Annotated in this window: 17 protein-coding genes; 12 read left to right on the forward strand and 5 right to left on the reverse strand. The window is 43.7% G+C overall.

What is annotated here, in order from left to right; genetic code table 11:
* Positions 1-10 precede the first annotated feature (10 nt).
* The 6 genes from ureA to ACTQ9T_RS11410 all read left to right on the forward strand — a co-directional run bounded on the left by ureA (position 11) and on the right by ACTQ9T_RS11410 (position 5,465).
* Positions 11-313: an urease subunit gamma gene (gene ureA / locus ACTQ9T_RS11385; RefSeq protein WP_010200554.1), complete on the forward strand. Its 303-nt coding sequence runs from the start codon at positions 11-13 to the stop codon at positions 311-313.
* A 74-nt stretch (positions 314-387) separates the two neighbouring features.
* The gene (ureC, locus tag ACTQ9T_RS11390) at positions 388-2,520 is read left to right on the forward strand and encodes an urease subunit alpha (RefSeq protein ID WP_440465131.1); all 2,133 of its coding nucleotides are present in this window, start codon (positions 388-390) and stop codon (positions 2,518-2,520) included.
* A gap of 74 nt (positions 2,521-2,594) precedes the next feature.
* Complete coding sequence (gene ureE, locus ACTQ9T_RS11395; RefSeq protein ID WP_201588641.1) at positions 2,595-3,161, forward strand: urease accessory protein UreE; 567 nt, start codon at positions 2,595-2,597, stop codon at positions 3,159-3,161.
* Positions 3,154-3,969 carry an urease accessory protein UreF gene (locus ACTQ9T_RS11400; protein ID WP_440465132.1) on the forward strand — a complete coding sequence of 272 codons (816 nt, stop codon included), beginning with the start codon at positions 3,154-3,156 and terminating at the stop codon, positions 3,967-3,969. The genes ureE and ACTQ9T_RS11400 overlap by 8 nt, the downstream gene beginning before the upstream one ends.
* 38 nt (positions 3,970-4,007) lie before the next feature.
* The gene (gene ureG, locus ACTQ9T_RS11405; protein WP_440465133.1) at positions 4,008-4,661 is read left to right on the forward strand and encodes an urease accessory protein UreG; all 654 of its coding nucleotides are present in this window, start codon (positions 4,008-4,010) and stop codon (positions 4,659-4,661) included.
* Between the two features lie 117 nt (positions 4,662-4,778).
* Complete coding sequence (locus tag ACTQ9T_RS11410; RefSeq protein ID WP_440465134.1) at positions 4,779-5,465, forward strand: HupE/UreJ family protein; 687 nt, start codon at positions 4,779-4,781, stop codon at positions 5,463-5,465.
* Between the two features lie 282 nt (positions 5,466-5,747).
* Here the strand turns inward: ACTQ9T_RS11410 and ACTQ9T_RS11415 are convergent, their stop codons facing one another.
* The 3 genes from ACTQ9T_RS11415 to ACTQ9T_RS11425 all read right to left on the reverse strand — a co-directional run bounded on the left by ACTQ9T_RS11415 (position 5,748) and on the right by ACTQ9T_RS11425 (position 9,029).
* Complete coding sequence (locus ACTQ9T_RS11415; RefSeq protein ID WP_189582290.1) at positions 5,748-6,455, reverse strand: ABC transporter ATP-binding protein; 708 nt, start codon at positions 6,453-6,455, stop codon at positions 5,748-5,750.
* Positions 6,456-6,519: 64 nt separating this feature from the next.
* Positions 6,520-7,791 carry an ABC transporter permease gene (locus ACTQ9T_RS11420; protein WP_440465135.1) on the reverse strand — a complete coding sequence of 424 codons (1,272 nt, stop codon included), beginning with the start codon at positions 7,789-7,791 and terminating at the stop codon, positions 6,520-6,522.
* Positions 7,788-9,029 (reverse strand): efflux RND transporter periplasmic adaptor subunit, encoded by a 1,242-nt coding sequence (locus ACTQ9T_RS11425; protein WP_440465307.1) that lies wholly within the window; start codon positions 9,027-9,029, stop codon positions 7,788-7,790. Before ACTQ9T_RS11425 ends, ACTQ9T_RS11420 begins: the two co-directional genes overlap by 4 nt.
* A gap of 532 nt (positions 9,030-9,561) precedes the next feature.
* Between ACTQ9T_RS11425 and ACTQ9T_RS11430 the strand changes: the two genes are divergently transcribed.
* The gene (locus ACTQ9T_RS11430) at positions 9,562-10,458 is read left to right on the forward strand and encodes a 3-hydroxyacyl-CoA dehydrogenase (protein WP_440465136.1); all 897 of its coding nucleotides are present in this window, start codon (positions 9,562-9,564) and stop codon (positions 10,456-10,458) included.
* Between the two features lie 317 nt (positions 10,459-10,775).
* Here the strand turns inward: ACTQ9T_RS11430 and ACTQ9T_RS11435 are convergent, their stop codons facing one another.
* Positions 10,776-11,876, reverse strand: coding sequence for an L-dopachrome tautomerase-related protein (locus tag ACTQ9T_RS11435; protein WP_440465137.1), 1,101 nt, complete (start codon positions 11,874-11,876; stop codon positions 10,776-10,778).
* 194 nt (positions 11,877-12,070) lie between these two features.
* On the reverse strand, positions 12,071-12,526 hold the full coding sequence (locus tag ACTQ9T_RS11440) for a DoxX family protein (protein ID WP_440465138.1): 456 nt from the start codon (positions 12,524-12,526) through the stop codon (positions 12,071-12,073).
* Positions 12,527-12,687: 161 nt separating this feature from the next.
* Here ACTQ9T_RS11440 and ACTQ9T_RS11445 point away from each other — a divergent pair, with 161 nt between their 5' ends.
* The 5 genes from ACTQ9T_RS11445 (at position 12,688) to ACTQ9T_RS11465 (ending at position 17,885) form a co-directional block, all read left to right on the forward strand.
* Complete coding sequence (locus ACTQ9T_RS11445; RefSeq protein WP_440465139.1) at positions 12,688-13,605, forward strand: LysR family transcriptional regulator; 918 nt, start codon at positions 12,688-12,690, stop codon at positions 13,603-13,605.
* Between the two features lie 508 nt (positions 13,606-14,113).
* A complete protein-coding gene (locus ACTQ9T_RS11450; RefSeq protein WP_440465140.1) occupies positions 14,114-15,376 on the forward strand; it encodes an MFS transporter in 1,263 nt (420 codons plus the stop codon).
* A gap of 133 nt (positions 15,377-15,509) precedes the next feature.
* Positions 15,510-16,193 carry a glutathione S-transferase family protein gene (locus ACTQ9T_RS11455; protein WP_440465141.1) on the forward strand — a complete coding sequence of 228 codons (684 nt, stop codon included), beginning with the start codon at positions 15,510-15,512 and terminating at the stop codon, positions 16,191-16,193.
* A gap of 29 nt (positions 16,194-16,222) precedes the next feature.
* Positions 16,223-17,080 (forward strand): glutathione-dependent disulfide-bond oxidoreductase, encoded by an 858-nt coding sequence (gene yghU, locus ACTQ9T_RS11460; RefSeq protein ID WP_010200983.1) that lies wholly within the window; start codon positions 16,223-16,225, stop codon positions 17,078-17,080.
* Positions 17,081-17,300: 220 nt separating this feature from the next.
* Positions 17,301-17,885: a TetR/AcrR family transcriptional regulator gene (locus ACTQ9T_RS11465; RefSeq protein WP_439293596.1), complete on the forward strand. Its 585-nt coding sequence runs from the start codon at positions 17,301-17,303 to the stop codon at positions 17,883-17,885.
* Positions 17,886-18,623 lie beyond the last annotated feature (738 nt).

Consider the following 18,623-nt stretch of genomic DNA (forward strand, 5'->3'; position numbering starts at 1 on the left):
AGGAAGCTTTATGCAATTAAATCCTACAGAGAAAGATAAACTCTTACTATTTACAGCCGGTATGGTAGCGGAACGTCGCAAAAATCGCGGCGTCAAGCTCAATTATCCTGAGTCTATCGCTTACATTAGCATGTTACTAATGGAAGGCGCGCGTGATGGCAAAACCGTGGCGCAACTGATGAGTGAAGGAGCCACTTATCTCTCTGCCGATGACGTCATGGAAGGCATTGCAGAGATGATACATGATGTCCAAGTTGAAGCCACTTTCCCCGATGGCACTAAGCTGGTGACGGTACATAACCCCATCGTATAGCTTGCTTGCTATGGGGCCATATACAACGATATTGAATTAGAGCCATTGCCGTAAGACGATTAAGGATAATAAAAATGACGATGAAAGTAGGCGAATATAAGATTAAAGCAGGCGATATGGCATTGAATGCTGGTCGCTGCGTGCAAACCATAGCAGTAATCAATACCGGCGACCGCCCTATTCAAATCGGTTCTCATTATCACTTCTATGAAGTCAATGCAGCACTGAGCTTTGATCGAGAGTCGACGCTTGGCTATCGACTCAATATCCTATCTGGCACTGCTGTACGCTTTGAGCCGGGACAAGCACGAGAAGTGGAATTGGTTGCCATCGCAGGTAATCAACACATATATGGTTTTTCCGGCAAAGTCATGGGCGTTGTAGACCCTAAAACCTCTCAAAACACCTCGAAAAAACGCATTGACCGACGTATTTATGCCGAACATTTTGGCCCTACCACAGGGGATAAGGTACGCTTAGCAGATACTAATTTATGGCTTGAGGTTGAGTATGATTTGACCAGTCATATTGATCACCAGCCTGATATTGATAGTGTTAGCATTGGTGAAGAGGTTAAGTTTGGCGGCGGTAAGGTTATCCGCGATGGCATGGGTCAGTCACAGCTAATAGGTGAGCAAGTTGCCGATACTATTATTACCAATGCTCTGATTGTGGACTACAGCGGCATATATAAGGCAGATGTGGCTATCAAAGAGGGTCGCATTAGTGGTATCGGTAAAGCTGGTAACCCTGATATTCAGCCTAACGTGACGTTACCTATTGGCGCTGCTACCGAAATTATCGCAGGAGAAGGTAAAATCTTGACTGCTGGCGGTATCGATAGCCATATTCATTTCATTGCACCGCAGCAATGTGAGACGGCATTGATGTCTGGTGTAACCACAATGTTAGGCGGTGGTACGGGACCTGCTGAAGGTACTCTTGCCACTACTTGTACTCCTGGTGCTTATCATATTCACAGCATGCTAAAAGCCACTGATGCTATTCCGATGAACATCGGATTCTTAGGTAAAGGCAACGTTAGTCTACCTGCCCCCATTGTAGAGCAAATCGAAGCAGGAGCTATCGGGCTTAAACTTCATGAAGACTGGGGCTCCACGCCCAAAGCCATTGATAACTGCCTTAGCGTGGCTGAAGAATACGATGTGCAAGTGGCTATTCATACTGATACGTTAAATGAAAGTGGCTATTTAGATAGCACTCTAGGCGCGTTTAAAGACCGCTGTATTCACACCTTCCATACCGAAGGCGCTGGCGGTGGTCATGCACCAGATATCTTAAAAGCTATTGGCGAAACCAATGTTTTACCCTCATCAACCAATCCAACACGCCCTTTTACTATTAATACCATTGACGAGCATCTCGACATGCTTATGGTTTGTCACCATCTAAGCCCAGCCATTGCTGAAGATGTCGCTTTTGCAGAAAGCCGTATTCGTAAAGAAACCATTGCCGCTGAAGATATTTTACAAGATATGGGCGCTATCTCCATGATGAGTAGTGATTCGCAAGCGATGGGACGCGTGGGAGAAGTCATTATTCGCACGTGGCAAACGGCTGATAAAATGAAAGCCCAGCGTGGTCACCTTGCTCCTGATCAATCAGCTAAAACTGAGCAATCCTTAGACAATATCATGCTAAGTCCTACGGATTCTGATAGCGGCAATGACAACTTTCGTATCAAACGCTACCTCGCAAAATACACTATCAATCCCGCTATTACCCATGGCATTAGTGATGAAGTGGGATCACTTGAGTTGGGAAAATGGGCAGATTTAGTGTTGTGGTCGCCTGCATTTTTTGGTGTTAAGCCTGATTTAATTATAAAAGGCGGTTTGATTGCAGCGGCACCTATGGGTGACCCCAATGCTTCTATCTCTACCCCGCAGCCTGTGCACTATCGCAGCATGTTTGGCAGCTTCCCCAAGACAGTGGCGCAGACTTGCATCACCTTTATGTCAAGTGCGGCTATTGATAAGGGTGTTGATAGGCAATTAGGATTAGAAAAGGTCATCAAAGCGGTACACAACATTCGCAAGGTACGCAAACAAGACATGAAGTTTAACAGCTACTGTCCTCAGATGGAGGTCAACCCTGAGACCTATGAAGTCTATGCCGATGGTGAGCTGCTGACCTGTGAGCCTGCCGACTATCTGCCAATGGCACAGCGCTATTTTTTATTCTAGCTGCTTTTTATTGTCGTGCTGATAATCCCCTATCAGCTGTGAATCATCTACTTTAACGGACTATAAAAATACTTATGAACATTTATACGCAACGCCTCGATCCATCAACCCTTAGCGCTGAACAACAAGCCGTGATTGATGGCCAAAAACAGGCAGAAAACTTTTTATATTTAGATTTCGATACCCGTCAGCGTAGCCGTTTTAAAGCAAAAACCCAGCATCAAGAATCCATTGGTGTTGATTTGCCACGTACGGAAACCATTAAGAATGGCAGTGTGCTAGCAGACCATCAAGGTAATTTAATACAGATTATGGCTGCCAAGCAAGCTTTAATCGAAGTGACTGCCGATAATGACTTTGACCTTATGAAAGGCGCTTACCATTTAGGCAACCGCCATGTGCCTTTAATGCTGACCCCTACTGCCCTCTACTTTGAGCCTGACCATGTTTTAGAAGCGATGTTACATCAACTTGGCCTACATACCCAAGCCGTACAAGCGCCGTTTGAGCCAGAAACGGGTGCTTATAAAGGCAATCAAGGCGGACATTCTCACTCTCATGATCATGGTAATAATCATAATCACAATCATAGTCATCACGATCACGACCATTCACACACCCATGGCAACTCTCATGACTAATCATGCCACGCACTCCCAGCATCCTGCCAGTACCGCACAAGGTATAAATGATCTGAATCATGCAGATGTGACCGGACGTTTGCTCATGCTGGCGTCAAGCAACTTACCTATTGGTAGTTATACCTACTCGCAAGGTATAGAACCGGCTATTGAGTCAGGGCTTATTCATGATGAAAGCAGTAGTATGGATTTTATGAGTGATTATCTGGAGCTGGCATTATGTCGTTATGAGCTACCGCTACTAGCACTCATTATTGAAGCCCTTATGATTGAGGACGTCGCACTTGCTGATGCTATAGGTGCAGATTACCACGCTAGCCGCGAAACCAAAGAGTTCGTCTATGAGTCAAGTCAATTGGCGCTGTCTTTGTCCGCATGGCTTGATAATGTCCTTGAGCTTAATGTGCCTGATAGCTTACTCGCTCATGGGTTTTTGCCACTGTTTGCCCATATCAGCTCGCACTGGCAATTTAACCCTGTACAAGCCATGACCACTTACGCCTTTGGCCAAATCGAAAATATGGTGCTGGCTGCGGTCAAGACCGTACCGCTTGGACAAATGGCAGGACAGCGAATCATTTGGCAGCTGCAACAGCTATTAAGCCAACAAGTACAGCCACTGGCTGCTAGCGTCAAGCAAAGCTTTTTGTACGCTCAAAGGCTGCCGTTAATGGCAGATACGCCTGACATAGCAATATCAAAGCTAAATCTACTTTATCAACAGCTACAGATATCAGCCAACTTACCAAATTTAGCGCTCCTGTCTTGCCAGCATGAAAGGCAATATAGTCGCTTATTTCGCTCTTAATCGCTGATAACCCAAACACTTATTGAGGACATTTATTTATGGCACTGACACCCAAAGTCGAAAACAAACATTCAGACACGACATTATCGCCACTACGCTTAGGTATTGGTGGCCCTGTAGGCTCAGGAAAAACGGCATTGACGCTGAGATTGTGTCAACGCCTGCGCGATGACGTCAACATGGCAGTAGTGACCAATGATATTTATACCAAAGAAGACTCTGAATTTTTAACGCGTCATGAGGCCATGCCAGCCGAGCGCATTCGTGGTGTCGAAACGGGTGGCTGCCCGCATACTGCCATCCGTGAAGATGCCTCGATTAACCTATCTGCCATCGCCGAATTACAGCAGCAGTTTGTAGGTCTTGAGCTTATTATCATCGAGTCTGGTGGCGATAATTTGGCAGCCACTTTTAGCCCTGAATTATCCGACTTGACGCTATATGTCATTGATGTCTCGGCAGGCGACAAAATCCCTCGTAAAGGCGGCCCTGGTATCATGAAATCGGACTTGCTCATTATCAATAAAACCGACCTTGCCCCTTACGTAGGCGCGTCACTTGAGGTGATGGCACGTGATGCCAAAAAAATGCGCGGCGATAAGCCTGTGGTCTTTAGCAACATGAAAACGGGTGAAGGCGTTGATGACATTGTTGCCTTTATTCTTGATAAAGGCATGATAAGCATAGCGTAAGACCATGCCTGTAATGCCATATGCTATGGCATAAATAGGTGCTCTTAAAACTACTGAATGGTAAGCGGGTTATCAAACAGTGATCATATCGATTCGTTTACAAATTAAGGATTTATCATGACCATAAAAACCTCACAATCCATGACACGCAAAAACCTGACTAACAAAACGGCAAATGCCAGTGGCTTAGCACTGCTAACATGGTTGGCAACGCTACCGACACTGGCATTTGCTCACCCAGGACATGGCTCGATGGCAGCAGATGGCTCATTTAGCCTTTCAATATTGTCTGGTATGTTGCACCCTTTGACTGGGTTCGACCATCTGATGCTAGCACTGGGCATGGGCATACTATTTACCCAAATGCACAGCTTCAAAAAAGGCTTTGCCTCATTAGGCATTGGTTTGGTAGCAGGGTTTGCATTGAGTTTAAGTGTGAGCCTTAACAGCACGTTTATTGAATTCGGTATCCTACTGTCTATCGTCTTATTAACCCTAGCACTTATGAGCCGCTACTTTAACCATGCACCGAATCAAAGCAACGAGGCATCAGTAAACACATGGCATAATTTAGCCATCGTTGGCTTTGGTGCACTCGCTATGTTCCATGGTGCGGCACATGCCATTGAAGTTCCTGCCAACAGTAGTACTGCTGGCTTCTTTATCGGTATGATTGTTGCCATGCTAAGTCTATATACTGTCGGCAAAGGTGTTGCTACCTATCAAAACACTCATCTGCAAGACAGCTTGATTATTCAACGTGTTATAGCTGTTGTCGGTTTATGCGGTGTGCTGTTGAGTTAGTTCTGGCAGAATATTAGCAGCTTTATTAAACATCGCTTATCCATGCTAATGATCTATCATAATAGTCTTCGATAACATTGACCTATGCTTTCAAATCCGTAGACATTAACTTGGGAAGTTTTCGTATTGTAACTTTATAAAAACTTCCTCTGTGATGGTAGGATAAAATTGGTAAATTTTCTTCTCTATAATTGTAATGATGAGCGGTTACTTATCTAATCAAGCACGCCGCTAATATTAGGGTCTGTTGAACATTCAAATGTGGAACAGACCCTACATTTTTTAATTATTCAACGTATCACTATCAATACGACCATCAACCAAGTTAATCGTTCGATCACAGGATGCTGACAAGCGCGGATCATGAGTAACCAGCAATACTGCGCAATCACGTTCCTGATGGACTTTTCGGAAAAGCTCGAACACTTCTCCGGCCGTAACGGTATCCAGATTACCCGTAGGCTCATCGGCTAATAATAATGCAGGCTCAGTTATAAGCGCTCTAGCAATGGCGATACGCTGTTGCTGTCCACCTGAGAGCTCGTTAGGTTTGCTGTCAGCAAAGCGCTCTAGACCAACCGCTGCTAGCAGCTCGCGCGCTTTTTGGATAGCGAATTTATCTGGACGACCCTGTGTTAACGTTAGAGGCATCAAGATATTATCTAAGGCACTGAAAGCTTGAATTAAATGATGAAACTGAAACACGAAGCCGATACTACTGCCGCGCAAAGCGGTGCGACCAGCATCATTCATAGCACTGGTTGCTTGACCCAACAGATACAGCTCACCGCTAGTTGGCTGATCCAATAACCCTAGCACATTCAACAAAGTACTTTTACCTGAACCTGAAGGACCAATCAGGGCTGCAAAATCATCAGTACCAATAGTTAAGTCAATACCGTGAAGCACCTCAATCTCATTAGGCTGACCGATGTTATAAGACTTTTTGAGCGCCTCTAAACGCAAGACTTCGTGAGATTGTCTGGACATAAGGGTTGACGTCTTATTAGAAAAATTAGTAGAACGGCTGTTAAGAGTGTCTGTGGAATCAGTATTAGACATAACGAATAGCCACCACGGGATCAAGTGCCGCTGCTCGCCGCGCTGGAATAGCGGCGGCTATAATACCGGTTAGCGTTGCTAACGACATAGTCACTAAGATCAAGTCTATCGATATTGGAATCGTAAATATATTGGGTCCAAAGGTATTAAAAGACCATACCAATAAATAGCTTACGCCACTACCGACAATCGAGCCTAACAAGCCAAATACAGCCCCTTGAATCAAGAATATTCGCAAAATTTGCTGTCGGGTCGCGCCCATTGCTCGTAGAATACCAATTTCTCGCGTACGCTGAACCACACTGACCGACAACACACTGGCAATGCCAAAAGCCACTGAGATCGCTACAAAACCTACGATCATATTGCTAGATAGGCTTTGAGCAGTGAGACCACTCAGCAGTTGGGCATTGGTCTTTATCCAGCTTTCTGCTTGTAGCGAGGTCAAACGTCCAACTTGCGCAGCGATCTCCTCCGCTTCAAAAATGTCTTCAACAGTCAGATCAATAACGGTGATACCACCCGGCAAGTTTAGTAAGGACTGCGCTTGTTTTAGGTCTAGATAAACGTAGCGTGCATCAAGCTCTCGTACGCCAAGCTCGAATATACCAGCGATATTGACTACAGCGCTGTTGTTATTGAGATTATTATTGAAATTATTATCGAAACTACTATCATCATCGTCTTGACCGCTATCTAAGCGCAGTTTGCTACCGACTTCTACACCCAAGTTTTTAGCCAACTCACTGCCAATCAATACATTATCTGCGCTCACTCGTAGCTCGCCACTGATTAAATATTCACTGAGTGGTATGATTTTTTGATAGCGCTCCAAATCAGTACCGACTAGTATCACTGACTCTAATGCCTCACCACGCCGTACGAAACCAGGCCCAGATACGTTTGGTGATACTGCTGTTAAGAGAGGCAGCTGATCTAAAGTATCAGTGATTTGCTGCCAATTATTGATTGAACGCAGGCGCTGCGGACGCTTGTCCTCTTGTATCAGTTGTAGCGTATCATCAACAGGCGGCGCTATTAGGTTGACTTCATCTGGCGACACTAAGCGAATATGTGCCTGACTACCAAGGGTGCTATCAATAAGGTTGGTCTGCAATCCTTGAATCAATGCGGTGATAAATATAATAACCGCAACACCTATTGCCACTCCCAACGTAATCATCAGTGACTGTATTCGTCCCTCGCGCAAAAAACTGATGGCAATGTTTGCATCAATCCAAAATCTACCAAAAAAAGCCGTCAATTGACTGTCTCCACTGATTGGCTCTCATCATTTGCCGTCGTTATCTTGTCAGCATCAGTATTAGCAAAAGGGGCTGCTTGCTGAACGGTTCTAACTCGTGCGCCATCAGCTAGTGAGGCAGTGGCATCAACCAAGATCTCATCGCCTGCGCTTAAACCTGAGAGCACCTCTGATGCTGACAACCCACGCAATCCTAATCTCAGTTGTTGGCGTTGTACTTTACCATTGCGTAATAGCAGAACGTCAGCATTGTCTTTTTTAACATTGGCTAACGCATCATTAGGAACCACCAAGGCTTTTGCACGTCTATCCGTTTCGATATTTACTGATACCGTCATATCTTGACGCAAAAACTCAGGTATAGGATCGACAGCCAATCTCACTTCTACCGTACCACGCTGTGGATCTATGCTTGGCGCAATAAAGCTGATACGCACTGGGAATGGCTTATCAGGATAAGCATCAGCAATAGCGACCGCTTGTTGCTCAACTTCTAGGCTTGATAAATTACGCTCATCAAGCGGTACTCGTATCTCAGTATTACCATCGAGAGCGATAGTGAATAAGCTCTGACCCGGCTGTACTAACTCCCCTATCTCAACATTACGAGTCAAGATAGTGCCGGATACTTTGCTACGTACTTGCGTCTTGTTGAGCTGCGCCTGCAATGCTGCGATACGGGCACGTAATAAGTCCTCCTCTACACCACCAGTGGATAATGCCTTTGCTTTGAGGCGGGCGTTTTCAAGGTCATTACGGGCTTGTTTTTGTACTTGGATTGCCTGTTCCATTTCTTCATCAGAAATGGCCGAGATGGCTGCTAACTCACGCCTCCGCTCGACATTACGGCTAGCTTGCGCCAATGCAACTTCGGCATTGGCCAAATCCACTGCTGCCTGTGGACGATTACTACTGACCAGCTCTGCCAGTTCTGCTTCTGCTTGACGCACTTGAGCAGTAATTTCATCGGCGCTAAGAACTAGCAATAAATCACCAGCTGCTACTTGCTGACCTTCTTGTACCAGTCGTTCTAATACCACACCAGCCACTTCACTACCAATCTCAGTACGTGAGACTGCAACGATACGTCCAGTCGCTACTACCGTCTGTACCAAAGGCATAGAAGATACTTTATAGCTTGGCAACAGCGGTCCTTGCCACCAGCGAAACACTAAAAAGCCTGCGACAGCTATAAGTAATAGTGCGCTAACAATAGATTTATAAGGAATAGCGCGCAATGAGTTTCTCCAGTTCATAGTAAAGAGCTATCTAAGTGTAGCACCTGCTAAATTTGATTAGGGTCTGTTGAACATTCAAATATTAGGACTGCTGATTGCTAAAATCGCATCAAACTAGGCGTAAACCGACGATAATGTCGAGACCTTAGTTAGGTTTGCAACAACGTTTGGGGTGATTTTAGCATCAGCCTTTCAGGGCAGGGCTATTTTTTGCCAATACATGGTGAAATTATCTAACCTAGAACGACTAGGCGTCAAAAATTTCACTGCGTATTGTCTAAAAAATAGCTACCGCCAGTGCCACATTTGAATGTTCAACAGACCCTATTATCAAATATTACCGGAAAGAATTAATTATCATAAATAAACTCAACCATCACCAAGATGTAATGGTCAACTAATTGAGGACCGACCCTAATATTTTTATAGAAATGAAGGTTGAATAATAAAGTAAATTGACTTAATAATAGGTCTATAAGTTTTAGACATTTATCTAGCGACTTATATCCACTACTTTTAGGAAATGAATACAATGACGTATAAAAATGTAACGGTCGCTGGAAGCGGCATCCTAGGCTATCAAATTGCTTTTCAAGCCGCATTCCATGGCTTTAATGTCAGTGTCTATGACATTAATGATGAGGTTTTGGAAAAAGCAAAGTCAAAATTTCCATTGATGAGCAAGGCTTTTCGAAAAGATTTGGGAGCAACGCAAGAGCAGTTGGACAAGACCTTTGAAAATCTGAGCTATACCTCAGACTTAGCAGAAGCGGTCAAAGATGCCGATCTAATGATTGAAGCTATTCCCGAAATTCCTAAAATTAAAATCGAATTTTATGAAAAGCTTGCCAAACTAGCGCCAGAGAAAACCATATTTGCCACCAATACCTCAACCTTACTCCCTAGCCAGTTTGCAGAATCAACGGGACGACCTGCTCAGTTTTTAGCCCTACATTTTGCCAATAAAATTTGGATGCATAATGTCGCTGAAATCATGGGGCATCCTGGCACAGATCCTAAAGTGTTTGATGATGTTGTTGCTTTTGCTACCGCCATTGGCATGGTGGCACTACCGCTGGACAAAGAGCAACCCGGCTACATAATGAACAGTTTATTAGCGCCCTTTATAGACGCAGGCCTGCAATTACTAGCCAAAGAAGTTGCCGATCCGCATACAATAGATAAGACGTGGATGATAGTGACTGGCGCGCCTGTAGGGCCATTTGGCATATTGGATACCATAGGTATCAATACGGCCTACAACATCACTAAGCTAGCCGCTGAAACAACTCAAAACCCAGTCAGATTCAAGGCCGCTAAGTATCTAAAAGAGCAGTTGATCGATCAAAATAAACTGGGTGCTGCGACTGGCGAAGGATTTTATACTTATCCAAACCCTGCCTTTATGAATCCTGACTTTTTGAAATGACAAATAGACTATAAATTCGGCTTTTACTCACCAGTTTGCCTTGCTCTGCAAGCTGGCTTATCAGCAATAGCTTTCTTTTCTCTCCGCAGCATAGTTTTTGATATATCATCAAAAATAAATGATTTAGTTTACTAGGATGTGTCTTCATTTTGAAAATGGTGATAAAAATGAGATAAATTGCAGCCAAGCAAGAAAAATAGTGCAGATAATATTGGGATATTGACCAGCTATTTGATGCAGTTTGGCAAGATTTAGCCCATTTAGTCGCTTTCGTTCAGATTGAGGACACTCCCTAAACAAAACAACCTGTATTTACATTAGCGGTTACCTACCCACACTCTGTAGATATAGTAAGGTGGCTGACCTTGATCGACGGTGCCAGTGAACTGTGGTGTTTTGTGTAATTGATTGACTGCAACATATAACCATCCATTTGCATCTAAAGACACATTGTCAGGCCAATCAAATCGACTGTCTCGTACCAACGAGGTTAGCTGTCCTTTATTATCAAGCACATCTAAGCCATTATCGTTTAAGTTGGTAAAGTAGTGGTTTCCATGACTGTCTGTAGTGGCACCATCTGAAACTGGCTTGTCACCAACACGGACAATGCTATTGCCGATCTGTTCATCACTGGCTTTCGCTCTAAATAAGGTCGCGTCTAAGCTATACCAAGACTTACCATTCATCGCGCCAAAATAAATCGTATTGTTATCGGCGGACATCGTGATTGGGTTGATACCATTATTTGTCGGCTGACCACCTAGCATGATATCTACGCCATTGATCACCATTTTTGCGTCAGCTTCAGGTTGTAAAGCGACGTGATTGCCAAAACGACGTATTTCATTAGTGTTTATATCAATGGCAATAATAGCTGGATTAGGAATATCAGCCAAATAAATAAATCCATTTTTTCTATCAACCACTAAATCTTGCACAAAGCTATTTTTGGGTGCGATGTCTGTAGGTATATCGATTTTGCTAATTAATGCACCGGTTTTAATATCAAAGCCCCAAACACGAGTTTTACCGATGTGCTGACCCATATCAACAATCCATAACCCACCTTGATTGTCTTTGGTGATACCTAGTGGCGTATCAATGGTCGCTTCACTGTACTGACCTTTAGGTGATTGAAACTTATTTGAAGGCCAAGGCTGATAACTGTTGGCGCCAGTCACTTCAAATAACTGCACCCCCTGTTCACCATCGTTCGGATGCACGGTAGAAAACACCCGACCATCAGCCGTAGCCATGACATTCCCTGGACGAATAGGCAAAGCGATCACTGTTTCTATCTGTCCCGATGTCGCCACTTCATTTTTTACTTGAGGAGCGGATATAGCCTCGCTCTTTAATAAACTACATCCCGCTAGGGCTATAGTGGCTAACCCAATAATAAAAATGTTTTTCATCGTTGATTCCCAAATATTTAAAGAGGCCTATGATAGCCCTTTTATCTATTAAACAATACGGGCGGCTTGGCTGTTATTGATTACCCATTAGCTATTACCCCATTGCTCTTTATTTCAATGACAAATAAAGCACTGGTAAGTGTCAACATTGAGATTAAAAAAGCACAATTTTTCGCAGGTTTTATCTTCGATCGTTATTTAACCGACCCTATTTTCTCTGATAACGCTTTATCCATACTAAGAGAACCGCCGCCTTGTACGGCTAAAGCAAGCAAAGCGACCATCAAGACTAAGGCGTATTCATAACCCCCATCAGCGGCAAATAAACCATTACCGATATGTACAGAGAAGATCGCAACTAACATCGTAAATGCAGCAACCAGTGCGGCAGGTCGTGTGAGTAAGCCCAAGACTAAGGCAAGACCACCAAAGAACTCAGCGCCGCCTGCCAATATCGCCATTAGCAAACCAGGCTCCATACCCATGCTACTCAGCCATTGCGCAGTGCCTGCTAGCCCATTGCCACCGAACCAACCAAATAGCTTTTGCGCGCCATGGGCGGCCAAAATCAAACCTATTGGTACACGTAATATTAGAGCAGCTGCACCAGCATTCGATAGTAAAGCCTTATGTAGTATTGACGTTTTCACTAATGATTACTCCATCATGTTTATTATTTAAAGTTGTTCGACCTATTGGAATGAACACACTTTACTATCAATAAATTAAAAGAGTAAGATAGATAATATTGAATGATTAACAACAAAACGTTTATAATTTATTTGACGACTAACTGGTAGTAGGAAGTAATATGGACAGAATCGATGCGATGCGTACCTTTGTAGCGGTGGTGAATGAGGGCAGCTTTAGTAAGGCGGCAACTACGACACAGCTCTCACCACAACTGGTCAGCAAATATATTGCAAAACTAGAGGAGCAGTTACATACTCGCCTGCTCAATCGTACGACTCGTAAAGTAAGCGTGACTGAGGCTGGCAGCCAGTATTTTATCCATGCGCAGCAGATTTTATTGAGTATTGATGAAATGGAGGCGCAATTGGGCGGTTTACAGCAGCTCCCTAAAGGTATCTTACGAATCAGTGCGCCCGTCTCGTTCGCCTTAAAGCATATGGCAAAATTGGTCACTGACTTTCAATCACGCTACCCTTCAGTCACTGTTGATCTACAGCTAAGCGACCGAAAAGTCGATATTGTTGAAGAAGGGTTTGATGTTGCACTGCGTATTGGACAGCTTGAAAGCTCATCACTTATTGCTAAAAAAATCGCACCTATTCGTGTGGTTTTATGCGCATCGCCCGACTATCTTAATATTCACGGTACACCTAAACGACTTGAGGATTTAGAAGCGCATCGCTATTTGCATTATAGCTATATGAATATAGACACTAAGGGACACGTTTTCAAATACCTAAAAGCCAAACAACTCAAGGAAAGTAGTGTTTTTCGGAGTAACAATGGCGACGTATTGGTAGAAGCAGCCATTGAAGGCGCTGGATTGGTATTGCAACCGACCTTTATTGCTAGTAAAGCATTAAATGCTGGCAAGCTAGTCATAGTGCTATCTGAATATGAACCGACCCCTATCGGATTATATGCCATCTATGCCCATAGAAAACTGCTACCTCACAAAATCAGGTGCTTTATTGATTTTATGACAGACTATTATGGTACACCGCCATATTGGGATGAATGTATAAGCAGGAAATGATTAAAAACTTCAATGATCAACCACTGATCTATTAATACTTACGGTTGCCTTGAAAATTTGAACGCGAATAAGCAACTGAGAGATCTATATATCAAAGAAAAATACTACTGTAATAGCAGAAAGACATCCGTATGCAGACTGTACCGTAGAAGCAGTAATCAAAATGCCAGTCCCTCAAGTGTTCTGGCATTTTTTTATGTCATTCATGAAGTATTTAGCTTCTTATGTAAAACCCTATTGAACGAACGTTCAGGCAAAGTTATACTCATTTGTATTGTGCATGATGATGATCAGAGAGATCTAGTTGATATCCGTCGCTAAGGAAGCAGCAAAAGCTGCTTATATCACGATCATGCCGCAGTCGCTTGGAAATTCTACGAGACCTAAACACAAAAGGATGTGTGTAAAATGGGTAATACTTTAAGCCAGATAACCGCTTTATTCGATCTATCTAACATGAGCACTGTGATCGCAAAACGTGCTCTTCTCCACTTATCGGAGAATCACAATGCATGATGGGATCATTCAACAAGAAGACCAAGGTCGCACGCCTCCCCTTAGACTAGGTGGATTACATTATGCTTGGATAGTAGCTGCCACAGGCGCTGTAGCGATGTTTTGCGGACTTGGCTTAGGACGGTTTGCCTTTGGGATGCTACTGCCATCTATGTCGGCTTCTTTGGAACTAAACTATACTCAAAGCGGCATATTGGGGTTTACTAACCTGATAGGCTATCTCGTCGCCGTTATTTTAAGCCCGCTCATCCTACCTCGATTTGGTACTCGAGCTACTGGGACGGCCAGCCTTCTCTTAATTGCTGCCTCTATGCTTGGTATGGCTTTTACCACAAGCTTCCCTCTACTATGCACACTTTATGTGCTCACTGGTATTGGTAGCGGCGGCGTGGTTTTGCCGATGATGAGCGTCATGTCGCATTGGTTTTTTCCTTCGCACCGTGGTCTTGCCTTAGGACTGGTCATGGCTGGTCCTGGGTTTGGTATTATTTTGTCTGGCTTTGTCGTCCCAAAACTCCTACCTGTTTTCACACTACTGTCTTGGCAAACAGGCTGGTTAATTTTTGCGATTATCAATGTTGTGGTGGCTTGTCTTACTTTCACTTTGATTCGCAATCACCCAAACGATGTCAATCAAAGTCCCTTTGGGCGCACTCCAACCTTACCTGTAAAGAATAAGAAAAAACTAGAGCGTAGCAATATCAAGCTGCTTGTGCATTTGGGCATTATATTTGCTATTTATGGCGCCACTTATATGGTCTACGTGACTTTTATCGTGACTAGCATGGTTGGCTCATATCAACTGAGCGAAGCGACTGCAGGTGGCATTTGGGCATGGATTGGGTTGCTTAGTGTCTTTTCAGGTATGCTCTTTGGCTGGATTTCTGACCACATTGGCAGACGTCTTGGGCTCGCTCTGGCTTTTTTCTTTCTGGCCATCGCTTATCTGCTGGTCGGATTGACCGATTGGACTTTAGGACTGTATATGTCCATCATTCTGTTTGGCTTGGTGGTTTGGAGCGTGCCTGTCATTATGGCAGCCTCCGCTGGCGATTATTTCGGACCTGCGGCGGCAGCAAGTGCTCTCGCAGCGCTGACTTTTGCTTTTTCGGGTGGGCAGGCGCTCGGACCAGTGGCAGCAGGTTATCTCGCAGAGCTTACTGGCGACTTTAGTATCAGTTATATGATGTCTAGCATTGCCGCTTTTGTCGCAATTGGACTCGCCTTATTATTACGACCACAAAAGTCTGTCTAATAAAAATTATCGCTACAGTTGACCTTAATAAAACAAATAATTGGTCAAAATACACTTGAACGGTCGTTCATTTATGTTTATTGTAGCTACGCGACGGACATCTAAATTCTTTTCACCCTTTAAGGATAGTATTATGATTAAATTTTATTTTCACCAAACGCCTAATCCAATGAAAGTGGCTTTGTATCTTATGGAGACAGGCCTCGCTTACGAGCTGATGCCGGTAGATACTTTGAAAGGTGAGCAACACACGCCTGAGTATCGCGCGATTAACCCAAACGGTAAAGCGCCCGCTATCGAAGATGATGGCCACCGAGTCTTTGATTCGACAGCTATTTTGATGTACTTGGCTGAAAAAACAGGCAAGCTTGCTGGAAAGCCAGAAGACCGAGGCGAGATGCTGTCATGGCTAATGTTTGTCGCGACAGGCCTAGGTCCATTTTCTGGTCAATCAGTGCACTTTAGACATAAAGCACCTGAAAAAAACCCTTATGCGATCAATCGTTATCTTCGTGAAGCAGAGCGTCATTACGAAGTGCTAGATAAGCACATGGAAGGCCGTGACTACTTGGTTGGAGACACCTACTCTATTGCGGATATCTCTGCTTGGGGCTGGGTTGACAAGGCCGCCTTTGTATTGGGCGAAGCAGGGTTAGACAATTACCCGAATCTCAAACGTTGGTTTGACAGTATAAACACTCGTCCTGCGATTGATAAAGCTCGCAATATCGCCAAAGACATTGAGTTCAAATCAGATTTTGATGACGTAGCTGCACGCGCCTTATATCCACAAAACTTTGCCAAAGATATTAAATAACCTCGAATATAAAAACAGGAATAATAAAAATGGAAAACCAATACGTACCTCCCAAAATCTGGACGCATGATGCAGAGAGTGGCGGTAAATGGGCCAGTGTGAATCGCCCCGTTTCCGGTGCTACCCATGAGAAAGAATTACCAGTCGGCAAGCATGATTTGCAGCTGTATTCGATGGGCACGCCCAACGGTCAAAAAGTCACTATCATGCTAGAGGAGCTACTAGCGCTAGGCAAAGATGCAGAATACGACGCCCATATGATTAATATTGGCGACGGCGATCAGTTTTCATCAGGCTTTGTCGATATCAACCCCAACTCAAAAATCCCAGCGTTCGTTGATCGCTCTGTCTCAGAGACTGAAATGGTATTTGAATCGGCATCTATTTTGCTTTATCTTGCTGAAAAGTTTGATACATTACTACCTAAAGCCGGCAGTAAACGTACCCAAGTCTTTAACTGGCTATTTTGGTTACATGGTTCTGCCCCGTATTTGGGCGGCGGTTTTGGGCATTTTTATGCTTATGCACCCGAAAAATTTGAATATGCCATCAATCGCTTTACCATGGAAACCAAGCGCCAGTTGGACGTGCTTGATAAGCAATTGGCAAAAAATGAATTTATTGCCGGTGATGAGTATAGTATCGCCGATATTGCCACTTGGCCTTGGTATGGCAACTTGGTGCTGGGCAATCAGTATGAGGCAAAAGACTTTTTGCAAGTCGATGATTACACCCATGTGCAGCGTTGGGCAAAAGCTATCTTAGCGCGTCCCGCAGTACAACGTGGTCGTATCGTCAACCGCACGTGGGGCGAAGCATGGGAACAATTGGAAAACCGTCACAGTGCGACAGATATCGATAAAGTGTTGGCACTAAAACCGGAGTAACTGGTTAGCACCAATACAGTGCTGCTAGGATAATTTTTTATCGCCTCTATCGGCGTAGACACATAGGCACAGCACGCAAGAAACAGTTATCCTAGTAACACGTTATAATGGTTATGCTTTTGTAGTTTGAGATTAACTTTACCAATAAGACTAGTGTGACTTAGTTTTCCAGAATTTAAGATGGCAGTTTTATAAAACAATAGCTTTTAAGGTGAACATGATGAGTGAACAAGCGAAGTTTAATCGTGATGACGTAATCGAAAAAGCCAAAAATCTTTATTGGGAAAAAGGCTACCACGCCACCTCCATGAGAAACTTACAGGAGGTCATGGACATGCGCCCTGGCAGTCTTTATGCCGCTTTTGGCAACAAGGACAATTTGTTTAAAGAAGCCTTAAACCGTTATGCTGAGCAAGGGGCGGTCAATCTTACCAATGGCATTGCGCAAGAAAAAACCGTCCTAGCTGGCCTCAAGCGGTTTGTCCGCAGTGTGACTGTCTGTAGCAAAGGCACTGCACCCAGCGGCATGTGCATGGTGGTCAAAACCATCGCTGAGCTCACACAAAACGACAGCCCAGAGTTACTGACTTATGCGACAAGCATTTTAGAACGTGTGGAGACCTCTTTTGTTAGAGCCTTTGAGCAAGCCATCGATAACTGTGAAATAAGCAGTGATAAAGATCCAAACGAACTGGCGCGCTACTTCCAAATTCAACTCATCGGTTTGAGGACTTATGCACAAGTAAGTAATGATACAGAAGCGGTAGACAGATATATTGACGATATATTCGAGAAATTTTTATAAGATGATTTTTGTTAGGTATCATTCAAATCTACATGGATGTTATCTGTGAAAAGAAATCAGCATACCTTTGATTTAAACATACGCCTCTTTGAAGTCTGAATGCGTAAGCCATATTTAGCTGCCATTATCTCAGATAAAATATAGGCTGAGGATGTGGCAGGTCAAGTGGCAAATGGTTTTTTGCTCAATACCGTTAAAATATTCGCTAATCCCACTCAGTTTGAGATGGCAATATCGCCTCGCCTTATGCTAATAGATTACTCTCCAAAAAAGACAGCCTAGGCTGTCTTTTTTATGGCGTATTATCCTATAGTCAAGGAATTTTAGAATCACTACAAGGCGACTGACCGCAGATAGTACACTGAGTACATCTAGGACAGGTAACACCGTAGCGGTTTAAAAGTGCTTTGACTATATAGGTGAGAATAGGAAAAATAAGTGAGAATAAGCAAAGTACTGCTTTGGTCGAGTGCCATCCGCAGGGCTGTGCGCGCCGTGGGAATAGAATTTAAAAAAGTTTAGGCCATAAATCGCCAAAAAAAATGTAGTTTGATTATCATCGTCAGGGCGCATAACTAAAACGTCATTGTTTGTTTGTAAAACTTGATAGCAGGCATTAGCTGTAAAATTAGCGCAAATGGCTTTACTGTCTTAAGAGTAAAATTACTTAATATTCAGTGAGTTATGACTCATAATCTAGCGTGCTTTATACCTGTTATTTTTTATTTATTACTTAAA

Source organism: Psychrobacter sp. ASPA161_6 (assembly GCF_051970285.1).
Classification (GTDB): Bacteria; Pseudomonadota; Gammaproteobacteria; order Pseudomonadales; family Moraxellaceae; genus Psychrobacter; species Psychrobacter glaciei.

Coding starts and splice junctions, on each gene's coding strand:
- ureA (WP_010200554.1), top strand. CDS start 11: ATGCAATTAAATCCTACAGAGAAAGATAAACTCTTACTATTTACAGCC.
- ureC (WP_440465131.1), top strand. CDS start 388: ATGACGATGAAAGTAGGCGAATATAAGATTAAAGCAGGCGATATGGCA.
- ureE (WP_201588641.1), top strand. CDS start 2,595: ATGAACATTTATACGCAACGCCTCGATCCATCAACCCTTAGCGCTGAA.
- ACTQ9T_RS11400 (WP_440465132.1), top strand. CDS start 3,154: ATGACTAATCATGCCACGCACTCCCAGCATCCTGCCAGTACCGCACAA.
- ureG (WP_440465133.1), top strand. CDS start 4,008: ATGGCACTGACACCCAAAGTCGAAAACAAACATTCAGACACGACATTA.
- ACTQ9T_RS11410 (WP_440465134.1), top strand. CDS start 4,779: ATGACCATAAAAACCTCACAATCCATGACACGCAAAAACCTGACTAAC.
- ACTQ9T_RS11415 (WP_189582290.1), bottom strand. CDS start 6,455: ATGTCCAGACAATCTCACGAAGTCTTGCGTTTAGAGGCGCTCAAAAAG.
- ACTQ9T_RS11430 (WP_440465136.1), top strand. CDS start 9,562: ATGACGTATAAAAATGTAACGGTCGCTGGAAGCGGCATCCTAGGCTAT.
- ACTQ9T_RS11435 (WP_440465137.1), bottom strand. CDS start 11,876: ATGAAAAACATTTTTATTATTGGGTTAGCCACTATAGCCCTAGCGGGA.
- ACTQ9T_RS11445 (WP_440465139.1), top strand. CDS start 12,688: ATGGACAGAATCGATGCGATGCGTACCTTTGTAGCGGTGGTGAATGAG.
- ACTQ9T_RS11450 (WP_440465140.1), top strand. CDS start 14,114: ATGCATGATGGGATCATTCAACAAGAAGACCAAGGTCGCACGCCTCCC.
- ACTQ9T_RS11455 (WP_440465141.1), top strand. CDS start 15,510: ATGATTAAATTTTATTTTCACCAAACGCCTAATCCAATGAAAGTGGCT.
- yghU (WP_010200983.1), top strand. CDS start 16,223: ATGGAAAACCAATACGTACCTCCCAAAATCTGGACGCATGATGCAGAG.
- ACTQ9T_RS11465 (WP_439293596.1), top strand. CDS start 17,301: ATGAGTGAACAAGCGAAGTTTAATCGTGATGACGTAATCGAAAAAGCC.